15 protein-coding genes and 1 tRNA gene are annotated in these 15,664 nt (G+C 67.2%); 7 read left to right on the forward strand and 9 right to left on the reverse strand.

The window, feature by feature from the left end; translation table 11 throughout:
* Positions 1-33: 33 nt before the first annotated feature.
* Positions 34-444: a hypothetical protein gene (locus tag RYH79_RS01235; RefSeq protein WP_370895434.1), complete on the forward strand. Its 411-nt coding sequence runs from the start codon at positions 34-36 to the stop codon at positions 442-444.
* Between the two features lie 234 nt (positions 445-678).
* Entirely contained in the window at positions 679-867 is a 189-nt protein-coding gene (locus tag RYH79_RS01240; RefSeq protein ID WP_370895436.1) for a hypothetical protein, read from the forward strand.
* A 21-nt stretch (positions 868-888) separates the two neighbouring features.
* Here RYH79_RS01240 and hemB read toward each other — a convergent pair whose 3' ends face one another.
* A complete protein-coding gene (hemB, locus tag RYH79_RS01245) occupies positions 889-1,869 on the reverse strand; it encodes a porphobilinogen synthase (RefSeq protein WP_370895438.1) in 981 nt (326 codons plus the stop codon).
* Between the two features lie 113 nt (positions 1,870-1,982).
* Between hemB and RYH79_RS01250 the strand changes: the two genes are divergently transcribed.
* The 3 genes from RYH79_RS01250 to RYH79_RS01260 all read left to right on the forward strand — a co-directional run bounded on the left by RYH79_RS01250 (position 1,983) and on the right by RYH79_RS01260 (position 7,061).
* Entirely contained in the window at positions 1,983-2,468 is a 486-nt protein-coding gene (locus RYH79_RS01250; RefSeq protein ID WP_370895440.1) for a thiol-disulfide oxidoreductase DCC family protein, read from the forward strand.
* A gap of 158 nt (positions 2,469-2,626) precedes the next feature.
* On the forward strand, positions 2,627-4,738 hold the full coding sequence (gene hisS / locus RYH79_RS01255) for a histidine--tRNA ligase (protein WP_370895442.1): 2,112 nt from the start codon (positions 2,627-2,629) through the stop codon (positions 4,736-4,738).
* A 181-nt stretch (positions 4,739-4,919) separates the two neighbouring features.
* Complete coding sequence (locus RYH79_RS01260; RefSeq protein ID WP_370895444.1) at positions 4,920-7,061, forward strand: hypothetical protein; 2,142 nt, start codon at positions 4,920-4,922, stop codon at positions 7,059-7,061.
* 9 nt (positions 7,062-7,070) lie between these two features.
* Here the strand turns inward: RYH79_RS01260 and RYH79_RS01265 are convergent, their stop codons facing one another.
* Positions 7,071-7,268, reverse strand: coding sequence for a hypothetical protein (locus RYH79_RS01265; RefSeq protein ID WP_370895446.1), 198 nt, complete (start codon positions 7,266-7,268; stop codon positions 7,071-7,073).
* A 145-nt stretch (positions 7,269-7,413) separates the two neighbouring features.
* Here RYH79_RS01265 and RYH79_RS01270 point away from each other — a divergent pair, with 145 nt between their 5' ends.
* Positions 7,414-8,223, forward strand: coding sequence for a transcriptional regulator TbsP domain-containing protein (locus RYH79_RS01270; protein ID WP_370895448.1), 810 nt, complete (start codon positions 7,414-7,416; stop codon positions 8,221-8,223).
* A gap of 16 nt (positions 8,224-8,239) precedes the next feature.
* On the opposite strand, the gene RYH79_RS01275 is transcribed toward RYH79_RS01270, so the two are convergent.
* Positions 8,240-10,213, reverse strand: a complete 1,974-nt coding sequence (locus tag RYH79_RS01275) for an aconitate hydratase (RefSeq protein ID WP_370895450.1) — start codon at positions 10,211-10,213, stop codon at positions 8,240-8,242.
* 556 nt (positions 10,214-10,769) lie between these two features.
* Between RYH79_RS01275 and RYH79_RS01280 the strand changes: the two genes are divergently transcribed.
* Positions 10,770-11,282: a deoxyuridine 5'-triphosphate nucleotidohydrolase gene (locus RYH79_RS01280; protein WP_370895452.1), complete on the forward strand. Its 513-nt coding sequence runs from the start codon at positions 10,770-10,772 to the stop codon at positions 11,280-11,282.
* Positions 11,283-11,292: 10 nt separating this feature from the next.
* Here the strand turns inward: RYH79_RS01280 and RYH79_RS01285 are convergent, their stop codons facing one another.
* The 6 genes from RYH79_RS01285 to RYH79_RS01310 all read right to left on the reverse strand — a co-directional run bounded on the left by RYH79_RS01285 (position 11,293) and on the right by RYH79_RS01310 (position 15,618).
* A complete protein-coding gene (locus RYH79_RS01285) occupies positions 11,293-11,985 on the reverse strand; it encodes a TMEM165/GDT1 family protein (protein WP_370895454.1) in 693 nt (230 codons plus the stop codon).
* Positions 11,982-12,686 (reverse strand): metal-dependent transcriptional regulator, encoded by a 705-nt coding sequence (locus RYH79_RS01290; RefSeq protein WP_370895456.1) that lies wholly within the window; start codon positions 12,684-12,686, stop codon positions 11,982-11,984. Before RYH79_RS01290 ends, RYH79_RS01285 begins: the two co-directional genes overlap by 4 nt.
* A gap of 91 nt (positions 12,687-12,777) precedes the next feature.
* Positions 12,778-13,740 (reverse strand): extracellular catalytic domain type 1 short-chain-length polyhydroxyalkanoate depolymerase, encoded by a 963-nt coding sequence (locus RYH79_RS01295; protein WP_370895458.1) that lies wholly within the window; start codon positions 13,738-13,740, stop codon positions 12,778-12,780.
* A gap of 81 nt (positions 13,741-13,821) precedes the next feature.
* Entirely contained in the window at positions 13,822-14,619 is a 798-nt protein-coding gene (locus RYH79_RS01300) for a methyltransferase domain-containing protein (RefSeq protein WP_370895460.1), read from the reverse strand.
* 175 nt (positions 14,620-14,794) lie between these two features.
* A tRNA-Lys gene (locus tag RYH79_RS01305) sits at positions 14,795-14,868 on the reverse strand.
* Positions 14,869-14,904: 36 nt separating this feature from the next.
* Positions 14,905-15,618: a DUF7119 family protein gene (locus RYH79_RS01310; RefSeq protein ID WP_370900722.1), complete on the reverse strand. Its 714-nt coding sequence runs from the start codon at positions 15,616-15,618 to the stop codon at positions 14,905-14,907.
* Positions 15,619-15,664 lie beyond the last annotated feature (46 nt).

Raw genomic sequence — 15,664 nt, forward strand, 5'->3', positions numbered from 1 at the left:
AAACGGTATAACTTTAGACTATCTTGTCTGGATGTGGACGGGCGCACGGATCGGATTCAGAACCTCAAGCTGACACTCGAAGAGGCGAGACGAGAGTACGAACTGAAGACGGAGCGGCTCGAAGAGATCGACGACAAGGCACTCCGCTCGTCTCGGACTGCGACGCTCGTGATCGGGTTCGCTGTCTCCGCGGTGAGCGTCGGGGGTTCGTCGTCACTTCTAGAGATTCCTGCTGTACACATCGCTATCCTCTCAATTGGCTTGACAATGACACTGTTCACATCTGTACTAGGTGTAATCATATCGTCGGTAACTGGCTACCCTGCTGGGATTGGCCCAGAGCAGAGAGGAGAAGCGAGTAGTCCCCCCTATGGATATCAGTCTGCCCTTTCTAGCCACATCCAGCAATACGAGTTTATGATTGAAGACGCATCAAAAAAGTAAATAAAAATTCTCAGGCCTTGGACACCGCGCAGCTGCTCGTGTTCCTCGGAACACTGTTCCTGTTTGTCGGGGCTGGTGGATTCGTGATCGTGATAGCTGCCGAGTCGTTCTACCAAACAGAAGATTTTGCATTGTACATCGATGCGATCACTCTCGGACCTCCCACGGCCCTGTTCCATGTCGGGATAAAAGTAGTCCAAACTATGAATAAGCGCGAGTAACGAGCCACACACGATGAGTCGAGACGACAACGACCCCATCCAGTACGAGAACGAGCCGAGTCGGATCAGGAAGGGCTCGGAGTTCTCTCGAACACTGTTCGGACTCGTTGGATTCCGGTCGGCACGAGACGAGCGACGCGGGAACTATCCCTCGTTCGGAGAGCGTGTTCGTCGCCGAATCGCCCAGGTCCTCGATAAGTAACAGTTCCGCTGTGGCTGGCGGCTACAGATTCTCTGCAACTCTCTCGGCGAAGTAGGTGACGATCAGGTCGGCGCCGGCGCGTTTGATCGACAGCAGCGACTCGTGAGCGGTCGCCTCCAGATCCAACCACCCCTTCTCGGCGGCGGCGTGGAGCATGGCGTACTCCCCGGAGACGTTGTAGGCGGCGACGGGGCGGTCCGTCTGGCGGCGCGTCTCGGCGACGATATCGAGGTACGGGAGCGCGGGCTTGACCATCAGGAGGTCCGCGCCGGCTTGGTCGTCCAGTCGCACCTCGCGGCGGGCCTCGCGGGCGTTCGCGGGGTCCATCTGGTAGTGACGGCGGTCGCCGAAGGCGGGGGCGCCGTCGGCGGCGTCGCGGAACGGGCCGTAGAACGACGACTCGTACTTTGCGGCGTAGCTCAGAAGAGCCACGTCCGTGTGGCCGGCGTCGTCCAGTCCCTCGCGGATGGCCGTCACCATCCCGTCCGTCATCGACGACGGGGCGACCACGTCGGCGCCGGCCTCGGCGTGCGAGACGGCCGTGCGGGCGAGCAGGTCCAGCGTCTCGTCGTTGCGGACGGTCGTCGTCGGGTCCGTCTCGGCGTCGGCCTCCAGCACGCCACAGTGGCCGTGGTCCGTGTACTCACACAGACAGACGTCCGTGATCACGGTCGCGTCCGTCTCGTCGGTGATCCGGCGTGTCGCGCGCTGGACGACGCCGTCGTCGGCGTACGCCCGGCTGCCGCGGGCGTCCTTCGACTCGGGAACGCCGAACAGGATCACCGTCTCCACGCCGGTCTCGGTGACCTCGTGGACGCGCTCTGTGGCCTCGCTCACCGGGACGCGCTCGTGGCCCGGCATCGACTCGATGGGGACCCGCTCGTCCGTCGTGGCGTCGACGAACACCGGCGCGATCAGGTCCGTCGGCTCCAGCCGTGTCTCGGACACGAGCGAGCGCAGGCCGTCCGTCCGCAGGCGACGCGGGCGGTCCGTCGGGAACATACACGACGGTCGGGCGGTGTGGCGCAAAACGCCGTCGGTCGCCGTCGTCCCCAGCGTGCCCACCGAGCGCGACGAGCGCGGGGTTGATACCGTTCTCGCCCCGAAACACGGACGTGAACGACGAGACTGCCAGCGACGGCGGCGAGCCGGACGCGAGCGGCGTCGACGCCGACACGGTGCTGTCGACGGTCGACGGCCCCATCCTCCTGTTCGACGGCGTCTGCAACCTGTGTAACCGGACGGTTCGGTTCGTGGTCGACCACGACGGCGACGGCCGGGTGTCGTTCGCCCCGCTCCAGTCGCCGGTCGGCGAGGCGTTGCTGGAACGGGTCGGGCTGCCGACGGAGACGATGGACTCCGTCGTCCTGATCGAGGGGGAGCGCGTCTCCCGGAAGTCCGACGCCGCGCTCCGGGTCACCCGGTACCTCGACGACCCGTTGCCGGCGGCGCGGTTGTTCGAGCTCGTGCCGGCGCCTCTCCGGGACGCCGGCTACGACATGGTGGCAGAACACCGCTACCGTGTGTTCGGCCGGAAGGAGTCGTGTCCGGTGCCGGACGCGGAGACCCGCGAACGGTTCCTCGACGGCTCGTTCGACTGACGACGGGTCCACGCTCGGGACCCCCAGCCCGGTGGGGGATGGCGTCCGGAGCAGACACCGACATAGCTTTACGACGGCCACCACCAGACGGGAGTACAGTGAGACACGACGGCAGCCGCCGACGGAGTCGTGTCGTGCGTGGTGATTCCGCATGATCGGTGGACGGGTTCATGGTCCCGGAGAAGGGACGAAACGCCTACACGGCGCTGCGACACGAACTCGAGGGTGAGCCGTTAGAGGCGGCCTGGCTCCGCGAGGTGATCGACGAGCGGGGGAAACGCGCCGCCAGGACCGGCGTCGGCTTCGACGAGGTCAGCGAGCAGGTGGCGCTCGTCAACGACATCTCGGAGACGGCCGACGGCAGCACGCTCAGGCTCGGCTTCAGGGACTACGGCCGACTCGAACCGCGGCCGGTGTTCGAGGCGGCGGAGCTGACGACCCGCCGAATCGAGGGGTACGAGTCGCCGAGTGATGCCTACCGCGAGGCCGGCGTGGCGCGTTTCTACGCCGGCTACGACGAGCTGATCGAGGGGTTCCTGGCGGCCGGAGCGGAGACGACCGTCGACGGGTTCGAGACGACGGTCGAACGAGAACTGAGCGACCACGGGTACGAACGCGTCGACGCCCTGGGTGAGCCCGTGCAGTGGGCGGCGATGGGCCGCGACGGCGCGGTACCGGCGGCGCCGTCGGTCGTCCTGGTGCCGGCGGCGTTCGAGCGGCTGGGGCGTGTGCTCGCGGAGCGCACGTTCGAGACGGTCGGCCGCGTCGAGACGTACGCGGGGTACGCCCGGCGGACGGACGGCGTCGCCTTCGACGACGAAGAACAGCTACTCGCAGACGCCCCGACCGACGTGGCGGGGATCTACATGACGGTCTCCGGCTCCACGGCCGCCGAGTACGGCCTCGGGGTCGAGGCGGTGCCGGGGGCGGTCAGCAGACTCGGAGTGTTCGAGACACGACAGATGACAGACGAGATCACGAGCCTGAAGGGCTTCTACGACCGGTACGCCGACGAGTTCGCCTCGTGGCGACAGGTCATCGACACGGTGGAATCGACGGCACGGGAGTTCGGCTTCCGCGAGGTGAACACCCCGGCGCTCGAACGGACGGAGCTGTACAGGGTGAAGTCCGGCGACGAGCTCCTCGACCAGACGTACACGTTCGAGGACCGCGGCGGGCGCGAGGTGACACTCACCCCGGAGCAGACGCCGACCCGTGCGCGGATGGTCCAGGCCAAGCGCCAGGAGTTGTCGACGCCGATCAAGTGGTTCGACACCTCGAAGCGGTGGCGCTACGAGCAGGTCCAGAAGGGGCGCGACCGGGAGTTCTTCCAGACGGACATCGACATCTTCGGGGTGGAGTCCGTCGCGGCCGACGCAGAGATCGTCGCGTGTGCCGCACGGATCTACGAGAAGCTGGGGGTCCGCGACCGCGTCGACTTCCTGCTCAACGACCGCCGGCTGTTGGAGGCGATGTTGCGCGCCGAAGGGGTCGACAACACCACACAGGTGATGCAGGTCGTCGACGACAAAGAGAAGCTGAGCCGGACGGAGTTCCACGACGCGCTGGCGAACGTCGGCGTCGACGGCGACACTGTCGAGCGCATCGACGAGCTCACGTCCATCTCCGGCCCCATCGCGGAGACGGTGTCGGAGTTGGCAGAGCGGGCGCCGGACGACGAGGCGACCCGCGAGGCGGTCGCGCGGATGGAGGAGTTGGCCGACCGGCTGGAGGCGTACGGCGTCGCGGACGTCTGTCGGCTGGACCTGTCTATCGTCCGCGGACTGGCCTACTACACCGGGCTCGTGTTCGAGGCGTTCGACAGCGAAGGGGAGCTCCGGGCGTTGTTCGGCGGCGGCCGCTACGACGACCTCGTCGGGCTGTTCGGCGACCGGGAGGTGCCGGCCGTCGGCTTCGCCTTCGGTTACTCACCCACCCGGGAGCTGTTGGAACGGGAGGGGAAGCTCCCGCCCGAGGAGCCACGGACGGACGTGTACGTCGCGGCCGTCTCCGACTCCGTGTCGTCGGACGCGGTCGGACTGGCCGAACGGCTCCGCCAGGAGAGCCTGACAGTAGAGACGGACCTCTCCGGGCGTGGACTGGGCGACCAACTGTCGTACGCCGACGGAATCGCCGCCTCACTCACCCTGATCGTCGGCGAGCGCGACCTCTCGAACGACGAGGTGACCGTCCGGGACATGACGACCGGCGACGAGCGTCAGGTGCCGCTCGCGGAGCTGACCGACGAGGTGCTCGACGACCTGGCGTGAGCCCGCCGCGCTCCTGTCGTCCCGAGTAAACTAGCGAGAGATCCGTTCGTGTCCAAGCTCGAACACGAGAACATCCCGACTGGAAGCGGTCTCAGCTACGGTCTCCGAGCAAATATCAACGGCGTCTGTTAAGACAGCTAACAAAAGTGAAATACTGTTCGGCTCGCGTAGCCTCCAACGGATGGATCTGGAACGGACGGGCGACGGTTTCCGAGCGATCGACTCGACGAAGAACACGGTCGAGGTCGGCGCCGAGGGGTGGGAGCCGGTCTCGGAGGCCCCGTCCGTGGAGACGGCGCTGTCGTCGTCGGCGTTCGACCCGGAGACGGTAGACGAGACCGTGAGCGGGCGCGTCGAGCGACTCGAACTGCCGTCGGTGTACCTCGTCGCTGCCGACCTCGACAACGGCCACCGACGCGACTTCGGCGGGTTCGAGGGCACGGAGCGGCTGGCGGCCGGCGCGCGTCTGTTCCAGTTCTCGGCGACGGTCCGGGTGTTCCTCCGGACGGACGCACCGGTGACGCTGACGCGACGAGAGCCCGGCGACTACGAACTGTCGTTCGACGAGCCGACGACAGTGTCGCTCGGCTTCTACAGTACGGTCGACGCTCCGGGGTCGTCGATCGTCGTGCCGCCGACGCCCGACGGCGTCGCGGACGCGCTGTCGCTGGCGCCGGCGACGACGGCCGACACTACGCCAGACCGGACGTGGCCGACGAAACGGAGTCGCCCGCCGTCGATCACGGTGGGCGAGAAGCGACTGCTGCCCGCGGCGCTGCGTGAGCGCCGCCCGGACACCGGGATCGAGATCGTCGTCCCGCCGGACCTCCGGTACCTGTTCACCGCGGCGTCGTTGGGTCACTACCTCGGCGCGACGTTCCGGACGGAGCCGGACGCGCGGCCGCGACTCCTGTTCGACGGCGAGGAGGAACCGCTGGGGACGCTGCCGGCGTTCCAGCGACGCACCGCGTCGCTGCTGCGGCGAGTGTTCTCGTTGGACTGTGTTGCCAGGGGCGCCGGGCCACACGGCGGCCAACTGGCCGTCGCGGACACGTTCGACACGCTGGGGTTGGACGCCGCTCGGCTGTACGAGGCGCCGATGGCCGAACGACTCCGGACGTACCTGGACACCCCGTTCGACGCCGTCGCCGACCGGTTCCCGGAGTGGCACCTCGGGATGTACGTCGACCCGACGTACGACCACGTCGAGACGCTGCCGCACCTCCTGTCGAATCTGTCGCAGTTGTTCCTGCCGTCGGCCACGTCGCTCGACAAGCGGGAGTTCCTCGAACGGACGATGTCCGACGGGTTCGGCGGCCCTCCGCAGGCGACGGCCGACGGGGACACGAGCTACCGGGTCCGCCGCGAGGTGTCGAGCGTCGACCTGGTCGACCCGGACCTGTGCCCGGCCCGCACCCACGGCTGGCTCGCGGACGACGTGCCCATCGACGTGTTCAAGACGCTCCCGGAGGCGTACGAGAACCGCTCCCGCTACCGCGGGGAAGAAGACACCCCGATGTCCGTCGCCGCCGTCGTCGTCGACCGGGACATGCCGTTGTTGACCGTCGACGACGCGGACGACGCCGCCATGCGCGACGAGCACACGGCGGCCGTCGACCACTACCGGGAGCGTGCGCCCCAACTCAACGCGGAGGTACGGATCGAGGAGAACGTCACGACGGCGGAGTTGGCCCGGATCTTCGAGGCCGGCCACGACCTCGTCCACTACATCGGCCACCGAGACGACGACGGCCTGGAGTGTGCCGACGGGGCGCTCTCGACGGAGAGCCTCTCGGAGTCGAACGCGCGCACGTTCTTCCTCAACGCGTGTGGCTCCTACCCGGAGGGGAAGCGACTCGTGCAGAGAGGCTCCGTCGCCGGCGGCGTCACCTTCGAACGGGTCGCCGACGACGAGGCGGCCGAGGTCGGCACCGCGTTCGCCCGGATGATGATGTACGGCTTCTCGATGGAGCGCGCGGTCGACAAGGCCCGCAAACAACTGCCGACGCCGAAGGACTACGCGGTGGTCGGGGACGGAACGTACGTGTTGACGCAGACGGACTCGCTGGTCCCACCGGATGTGTGGATTTCACACGGCGAAGGCAACGACTTAGTTGGTGTTGTTAGACACGGTTCACCATCGACTACTGGTGGGAAAGTCAGAGGAAAATTGGACGAGCAATGGCATCTCTGGGGCTCAGAGCGGTTAAGCAGCATGAATGTCTCAGATCTAATAGACTACTTAGACGTGCTTGAATCTCCTATTGTCTACGAAAATGAACTCTGGTGGCCGGGAGAACTGAAATCTCTGTTCTCGGAGTAGCTTAGTTTACTAAGGCCCAGGGTGACTATCCCCGTCCTCCATCACACCCGGCTCCAGCGCCCACTCGCCGCCACCCTCCAGCACCAGCGTTCCGGAGGCAGCCGACACCGCGAGCACGACCAGGAACACCAGCAGCCACGGGCGGGCCGCGAACAGCTGCACGATCTTCGACGATACTGCTTCTTTTGTCGCCTTCTGGCACGACATATCACTCGAGACGACGAGAACAAGTTTATAACTTTTTATAAATCGTGTTAAATTCTCAAGCCACCTGTATGTCTGATTCTCTGAAAAGTTATACTGTGAGTATACTTCATCAGTATTAACCCACGGGAAGTAGCTACTCTTGGTAATGCCGACTATCGAGCGTCACGAAGTAGAGACGTTCCGTGAACTGTTCGACACGGCCGAGGGGACGCTGTACGCCTTCGATCCGCCGGTGCAGTTGCTGTCTTCGTTCGTCGTCGCCGCCTCGCGGTACGACGAGACGACGCCGCCGATCCGCGTGCTGGCGGGCGCGACGACGCTCCGGCGGTTCACCCGCGACTTCGAGGCGGCGGCGACGGCCGCGGAGCTGTCGGCCGAGGGTCGGCTGTCCGTCCGGACGGACGAGACGACGGAGGGGACGACGGTGTTCGCCACCGCCGAGGCCGTGTTCGTCCCCGTGATCGTCGGCGAGGCCGACACCGCGGTCGCGGCCCGGCGGGCGACGTTCGCGGCGGACGTGTTCGAAACCTGCCGACATGCCTGGGAGACGAGAGACCCGTTCCGACTCACTACCCCGTCGTTGTCGACCGTCCGCGAGACGCTGACGACGGAGTTCGGCCGGGCCGCCGCGGCGGACTTCGAGGCGGCGCTGTCGACGGTCACCCGCGCCCCGGACCCGACGGCGTTCGACCCGGCGTCGGTGGTCGTGATGATCGCCGCCCGTCACGAACAGCTCCACTACGACGTGACGCGGTGGGGCAACGAGATCGGACTCGCCAGTAAGGCGACGTTCTCGCGGAAGAAGACGCGGCTGGAGGAGTTGGGTGTCGTCACGACGGACACGGAGTCCGTCCCGACCGGCCGCCCGCGACAACGACTGTCGCTGACGGAACAGTACGAACGGAGAGTCGAGGAGTCGGGAATCGACTCGCTCGTCGCCGCGGTGCTGTACTGACGCCGGTCGTCAGTCGTCAGTCGTCGGCGGGCGCGGCGTCGCTGCTGCCGCCGCCGTAGCGCTCCTTCGTCCACGAGAGCTTCCCGCCGGCCGCGAGGATCTCCCGTTCGCGCTCGGAGGCGTCCAGAGTGCCCGTCGCCTCCCAATCGTCGTTCACGCGGACGGTGAACTCCTCTTGGCCGTCGCGGACGCCCGCCTCGACGTCGTCGACGATCTCCACGTCGTCACCCTGCTCGATCCGTTCGTAGGTGTCCTCGTCGATCTCCAACGGGACGAGCCCGAAGTTGAACAGGTTCGCGTGGTGGATGCGGGCGAAGCTCTGGGCCAACACGGCCTCGACGCCGAGGAACATCGGACAAAGCGCCGCGTGCTCGCGCGAGGAGCCCTGTCCGTAGTTCTCGCCGGCGACCAACACGCCGCGTTCCGCCTCGCGGGCGCGGTCCGGGAACGAGGAATCGATCCGGGTGAGCGTGAAGTCCGCGTACTTCGGGATGTTCGAACGGAACTTCAGCGCCTCCGCGTTCGCGGGGGTGATGTGGTCCGTGGTGATGTTGTCGCCCATCTTCAGGAGCGTCTCGCCGGCCACGTCGCTCCCGAGCTCCTCCTTCAGGGGCACGTCGCCGATGTTCGGCCCCTTGATGAGGTCGTCGTCGACGGACTGGTCGGGCGCGATGATGTCCGGGTCGTCGGCGCCGTAGCCGGCGGAGTACCCTTCGCCCATCTCGAAGCCGGGCGCCTCCATGTCCAGTTCGCGCGGGTCCGTGATCTCGCCGGTGATCGCCGCGGCGGCGGCGACCTCCGGGGAACAGAGGAACACGGAGTCGTCCTCGATTCCGGAGCGACCCTCGAAGTTACGGTTGAACGTCCGCAGCGAGACGGAGTCGCTGGCCGGGACGTGACCGATCCCGATGCAGGCGCCGCAGGTGGCCTCCGAGAAGTTGACCCCGGCGGCCATCATCTCGGCGGTCCACCCCTCGCGGGCGAGCATCTCGCTGGCCTGCTTCGAGCCGGGTGCGACGATCATCTCCGTCTTCGGGTTGACGTTCTCCGACTCCAGCATCTTGGCGGCCGGGAGAATGTCCTCGTAGGCGCCGTTCGTACAGGAGCCGACGATGACCTGGCTGACCTCCTCGCCCGCGACCTCGCTCACCGGGACGACGTTGTCCGGCATCGACGGCTTGGAGATCAACGGCTCCAGCTCCGAGAGGTCGACCTCGATGGTGTCGGCGTACGCCGCGTCGTCGTCGGCCGAGAGGTCGACGAACTCGTCTTCGCGGTCGAACTCCTCGAGCCACTCGCGGGTCTGTTCGTCCGTCGGGAAGATGGAAGAGGTCGCCCCCAGCTCCGTCCCCATGTTCGTGATCGTCGTCCGCTCCGGGATCGAGAGGCTCTCGACGCCCGGGCCGGTGTACTCCAGCACCTTGTCGACCCCACCCTTGACGGTGAGGTCCTGGAGCAGCTTCAGGATCACGTCCTTGGCCGTCGCCCACTCCGGCAGTTCACCGGTGAGGTGGACGTTGACGACCTCCGGCATCTCGACGTAGTAGGCGCCACCGCCCATGGCGACGGCGATGTCGAGCCCACCCGCGCCGATGGCGAGCTGGCCGAGTCCCCCCGGCGTCGGCGTGTGGCTGTCCGAGCCCAGCAGCGTCTTGCCGGGGGCGGCGAAGTTCTCCTTGTGGACCTGGTGACAGATCCCGTTGCCGGGCCGGGAGAAGTACGCCCCGTAGGTGCCCGCCGCAGACCGCAGGAAACGGTGGTCGTCCGTGTTCTTGAAGTCGAACTGGTACGTCTGGTGGTCACAGTACTGTGCCGCCAGCTCCGTCTGAACCTCGTCCATCTCCAGCGCCTCGAACTGGAGCCAGACCATGGTTCCGGTGGTGTCCTGTGTGAGAACCTGATCGACGTCGATCCCGATCTCCTCGCCGGTCTCCAGCTCGCCGTCCACGAGGTGATCGTCGAGGATCTTCTCTGTGATCGTCTGACCCATATCGCTTGGGACTCCCCTCCGAACAGATATAAATCCGGCGAGAAGACGTGTCCTGCACCGAATCGCAAGACTGCGTCGGGGTGAGCTCCCGCCCGCTCGCAAAGGTTGCCAGGAATTCGACGGCTGGGGAGCCGCCGGTCGTCGGTCGTCGGGTCGGAGCTACGCTCTCCGGCACCCGCTGGCCCAGACCTCGAAGTCGCCGACACAGTGGTAGCCGAACGGGCCGAAGGCGTATCGCACCGTCGTCTCTCTGGCGGGGAGTTCGACCGAGCGGCGGACGCCGTCTCGTCACAGTCACTCTCGGCACAGTCGTTCAGTTCGACTCCGTCCGCCCTGGCACACCCAGCGAACACGCCGCCCGCCCCGGCGACGTCCGCCTCCGCCACCGACCGCAACACGCTGCGTCTGCTGGCTCTTTCCCTCGCACGTCCGGCGTGGGACACCGCGTACGGAGCGTCTCGTGCCGAGATGTCTCTCACTCGGCGCTGTCGGCCCTCTGGGAGACGAGCCGCACGAACGCACACGACTTATACACTCCACAGTGGTGAGTCCAGTCGTGTTTCAGTCGGGAGCGTCGGTCGCAGCCCACCTGCGGCCACACGACGACGCGTCGCTCGCTGACGACCAGGTCCAGCCGAACGGCGTCGATCTGACACTCGACGCGGTGTTCGAGCCGACGGAGCCGGGACGGATCGACACGGACGGCAAACGGGTCGGCGACCGCAGACGGATCGACCCGGACGCCGACGAGGACGGCGAACTGCTGTACTGGCTGGAGCCGGGCGGCTACGTCGTCAGGTACGGCGAGGTGATCGCCGTGCCGGACGGCCACGTTGGGTTCGTCCTCCCGCGGTCGACGCTGTTGCGCAACGGCTGCACGCTGGAGACGGCGGTGTGGGACGCCGGCTACGAGGGTCGCGGCGAGGGACTGCTCCAGGTCCACCACCCGATCGAGATCCGGCCGGGTGCGCGGATCGGGCAGTTCGTGCTCGCGGCTGCCGACCACGAGGAACAGTACGACGGCGACTACCAGGGCGAGAACACCGAAAGAGAAGACAGCGTGGACTGACGGTGGCCCGTCAGACGACGCCCAGCAGAATCTCCGAGACGGTGCCGACGAGTATCTCCCAGGCGGAGAAGCCGACGGTGATCGACGCGACCGTGTCGACGCCGAAGAAGGCGAAGATCGCCGCCCCGACGTAGTGGGCCTTCCGGAGGTCGAACCGGTGTGAGAACCGGTGGAAGAAGTAGGCGTTCGCCAGGCTCACCGGAATGATCGCCGCCATCTCCCCCACCCAGATCCCGGGGCTGGCACCGTACTGTGCGGCCAGCCCGATCGTGATGAGCTGGGTCTTGTCGCCGAACTCGCCGGCGGCCATCATCGAGAAGATGGAGAGGAACCGCCCGACGGGTCCGCCGACGGTGAAGCCGGCCAGCTCGAAGTCGGGCACCTGCGTGGCACCGACGACACCGCCGTCGGTCGCGGAGACGCCGCCGTCCGGAGCCGACTGGTACAGCAACACCGCGAACACGAGGAACAACGCCGCCGTCGTCGCGTCCAAGACGATTCCCGGCAGGACGCGCTGGAGCGCCTCCCCGAACAGGACCTCCAGGGCGGTCCAGCCCGCGAACGCGGAGCTGGCGGCGCCGACGACCAACAACGGTCTGTACCGCGTCGACAGCCCGGCGATGATGAACTGCACCTTCTCGCCCGGGAGCACGGTCAACTGTGCGACCGCAGCGATCAGGGCGATCTCCAGGAATCCAGTCACGCGCCCGCCCCCGTGGTCTCGACGTCGTCTAAGTCGTCGGCCCGGTCTGCCGGGCTGACGAGGATCGACCCCGCGACCGACTCCGGGAGGCTCTGTTCCGTCCCGTCGACGGTCACCGTCACCATCCCGAACGGCGCCACGTCCGTCACGGCGACGGTCGTCCCGGGAGTGATTCCCGCGTCCGCGAGGTACGCGAGGTCTTCGTCGTCCCGGTCGCTCACCCGGGTGACGACGATCCGGTCGCCCGGCTCACACGACGCCAACGGCACTGCCGACTCCTCGACCGGCGGCTCCAGATCCGCACCCGGAATCGGGTCCCCGTGGGGGTCTGCTGCCGGCTCGCCCAACACCTCCGCGACCCGGCGCTCGAACGCCTCGCTGATGTGGTGTTCCAGTGCGTCCGCCTCTGCGTGGACTTCGTCCCAGGAGTAGTCGAGCCGCTCGGCGAGGTACGTCTCCAACAGCCGGTGGTGGCGCAACACCTCGATGGCGACGGTCTCGCCTTCCGCCGTCAGCTCCGTTCCCTCGTACTTCTCGCGGGCGACGAGCCCCCGTTCCTCCAAGCTGTCCAGCATGCTCGTCACCGTCGGCGCCGTCTTCCCCACCCGTTCTGCGATGGCGGAGGTCGACACCGGCGGCCCGGACTCCTCTTGGATGACGTAGATCGCTTTCAGGTAGTCCTCCATCACGTCGCTCAGCATCTGTCTGCCAGGGATTAGACGAGTCTAATTCATAAGTGTGGTGTCTCACACATCGGCTGCCGGGAGCGCCACGAGGCGGCGTCCGTGGCGCTCAGAGGGACCAGCGCTGGAAGAACTTCCACATCGCGTCGCTGGCTTCGGGGGCGTCCGGCGCCACGTACGATCCGGCGTCGCCGCCGGACCACTCGTGACCCATATCGCCGACGAGCCAGTACTCCACGTTGACGCGACCCTGAGCGTCCGTGTAACGGTCGCGGCGGTAGTTGTACCCGCCCGTCGAGTCGTACACGCGGTCGTCCGGGTCCGTGGTAACGACGCCGCCGCCGGCGACGAGGTCGTTCGTCTCCACCGCCTGCGTCCGTGCCTGGTCCCCGTTCACGTCGTTCACGGTGTAGTCGGAGGTGCCGTGGAACACCACGGTGGGGACGCGCCCCGTCACGCCGTAGTCCTGCATGGCGTCGTAGGCGTCCTCGGCTTTGTTGTACGGGTCCGGTCCGCCCCAAGTCATCGCGTACGTGCCGGTCGTCGCGGTGTCTGCGGCGTCGTACTCCAGTCCGGAGTGGATCCCGCCGGCCGCGAACACGTCGGCGTACGACACGAGCAGGTTCGGCACCATCGCCGCGCCGGCGGAGAAGCCGGCGAGGTAGATCCGGCTCTCGTCGCACGACTCCTCGCTCGCGGCGTGCAACGCGATGTTGGTGATCGACGCCCCCTCGCCGCTCCCGCGGTCCGTGTTCGCGTCGTAGTACCAGTTCCAACAGCCGAACGCGTTGGAGAACGACGACTGGTCCGGATAGACGACGACGAACCCCTCCTGGTCTGCGATCGCGTTCATCCCCGTCGCGGCCGCGAAGTTGTCGGGCTCCTGCGAGCAGCCGTGGAGCATCACGACCAACGGTGACCCCGCCGACGCGCTGTCGGGCACGTACTTCGTGTAGTGGAGTCCGTCGTAGTACTCGTCCGTGTACGATCCCCCCGCCGCGGCCGGCACTGCGGCGACTCCCGTCGCCACCGCCCCCGCCCCGAGCGTCTGTAACAGTTGTCTGCGGCGCATGCCGTGTGGTCACAAGCCACGATTCGGGCATAAATTGCCAGGTTCACACGTTAACCCCATCCTGTCGGCAGAGAAACTCGTTTATTTTGGCGTGTAACTACTCGTGTGGCTCGTCGTCGGCTCCGTCTTCTCCAGCTCCCACACCTGTATCTCGGCGTCGTCCGCCAGCGGCTGGCCCTCGAACCCGCCGGCGGCGGTCCAGTCGCCGAACGGGGACGCCCGCGCCAGCAGTTCGACCTGTTGTGGCGGGAGGTGTGCGTTCACGTACGTCTCGCTGGCGACGGCGTTGCCGTCGTCGTCCAGCAGTTCGCGCTCGGCGCGGTACGTCTGTGCGACCGTGTCGTCGACGGTCGTCCGGGTCAGCCCCCGTAGCGTCTCCCCGTCGGCCGTCGTCACCGTCGTCTCGCGCCACTCTCCGAACGACTCCGCCACCACGGACGGCCGCGGGACGTAGACGTCGAACAGGAGTCGCCCGCCGGGACGGAGGAGCTCGTGGGCGGCCGCGAGCGCCGCGAGCTGGTCGTCGACGGTCGTCAGTGCGACCAACGAGTTGTACGGGACGACGACGAGTTCGTACTCGCGGTCCGCGCCCGGCGTCCGGAGGTCGCCGACCCAGACGCTCGGGTGGAGTCCGTCGGCGTCCGCCTTCGCCTCGAGCCTGTCGAGCATCGCCGGCGAGGCGTCGAACCCGTCGGCGTCGACCCCTGCACGCAACAGCTCCAGGTACAGCCGGCCGGTGCCGCAGGCACCCTCCAACACCGGGCCGTCGGCGTCCGCCGCCGCCTCGCGGTAGTACGTCTCGTCGCCGACGGTCGTGTCGTGCAGCTGTGCGTCGTAGAACCGCGCGAACGGCTCCGTGTACTCGTTTACCCCAGTCACGTCCGTTCCTGTCGGCTCGGCGACTGAAGTCTGGCCCGCTGTCACAGGAACTGGGACGCCAGGGGGGTATCGTGATCGGTGATCGTGGCCCGAGCGAGCGCCTTTTTGATCGACACTTTCGCCGTGAGCGGTGCGCGCCGCAGGCGCAGACCAGAACGGTAAAAAGCTCGTGTGACGGGCCGGGAGGGACTCGAACCCCCGACCGTCCGGTTAAAAGCCGGACGCTCTCCCAAACTGAGCTACCGGCCCAGCGAACACGCGTAGTCGCCGGTCAGGTTTAAGCGTTTACTCCGCGTCTCGGCCGCGGTCCCTGCGTTCCTCCGGGAAGTACCGATCCAGCGCCTCGCCGAGCACCTCACCGAGCGGACGGTCGTCCAACGACGCCGTCACGCGGAGCCGTCGGTACGTCTCGAACGGGAGGTCGACGCTGACGCGACCGGGAGAGATTCCGTGTTCGCGGAGGACCCGCCTCGGCTCGCGGCCCTCGTTGATCTCGGAGGCGAGTCGACGGACCTCCCGGACGGTGAGTCCCCCGTCGAGGATGGCCCACGCGAGCGCGAACCGAGCGTCGCCGTCGACGCGGGCGACGTGTTTCGCGGCCGTCGGCGGGATGTCGCCCCGCGCGACGTGGCGCCGGACGGACTGCGGGAGGTCGTGGACGCGGGCCCACTTCCTGATGAACGAGACGGAGACGTCTTCGCCGGCGCGTTCGGCGGCGGCCTTGTACGACCCTTCGCCGCGGACGAGCGCGGCGCTGGCGGCGGCTCCGCGCAGCAGGACGACGTTGTCCTCGGCGCCGACGGTCTGGGTGGCGAACCGACGGACGGTCTCGGCGGCCGCCCGCAGACTCTCCTCGGTGTCCGGGTCGAACCCCACCGCCTCCGCGGCTCGCTCGCCCGCGACGCTCGGGTCGCCGCGGACCACCGGGTCGCCGACCGCTGCCGCCCTGTCTGGCGGCTCGTCGACGTCGCCGGGGTCCAGTTGTTCGTCGGTCACGATTTTTACTACGGCCCCGGCGAGAAAAGCGTCTCGGTGGTGGCAGTCG

Origin of the sequence: Halobaculum sp. MBLA0143 (assembly GCF_041361465.1) — an archaeon.
Taxonomy (GTDB): Archaea; Halobacteriota; Halobacteria; order Halobacteriales; family Haloferacaceae; genus JAHENP01.

What these genes read in the sequence shown, in the direction of transcription:
- RYH79_RS01240 (WP_370895436.1), top strand. Translation starts at nt 679, where the DNA reads ATGAGTCGAGACGACAACGACCCCATCCAGTACGAGAACGAGCCGAGT.
- hemB (WP_370895438.1), bottom strand. Translation starts at nt 1,869, where the DNA reads ATGTTCCCGACGGACCGCCCGCGTCGCCTGCGGACGGACGGCCTGCGC.
- RYH79_RS01260 (WP_370895444.1), top strand. Translation starts at nt 4,920, where the DNA reads ATGGATCTGGAACGGACGGGCGACGGTTTCCGAGCGATCGACTCGACG.
- RYH79_RS01265 (WP_370895446.1), bottom strand. Translation starts at nt 7,268, where the DNA reads ATGTCGTGCCAGAAGGCGACAAAAGAAGCAGTATCGTCGAAGATCGTG.
- RYH79_RS01270 (WP_370895448.1), top strand. Translation starts at nt 7,414, where the DNA reads ATGCCGACTATCGAGCGTCACGAAGTAGAGACGTTCCGTGAACTGTTC.
- RYH79_RS01275 (WP_370895450.1), bottom strand. Translation starts at nt 10,213, where the DNA reads ATGGGTCAGACGATCACAGAGAAGATCCTCGACGATCACCTCGTGGAC.
- RYH79_RS01290 (WP_370895456.1), bottom strand. Translation starts at nt 12,686, where the DNA reads ATGCTGAGCGACGTGATGGAGGACTACCTGAAAGCGATCTACGTCATC.
- RYH79_RS01295 (WP_370895458.1), bottom strand. Translation starts at nt 13,740, where the DNA reads ATGCGCCGCAGACAACTGTTACAGACGCTCGGGGCGGGGGCGGTGGCG.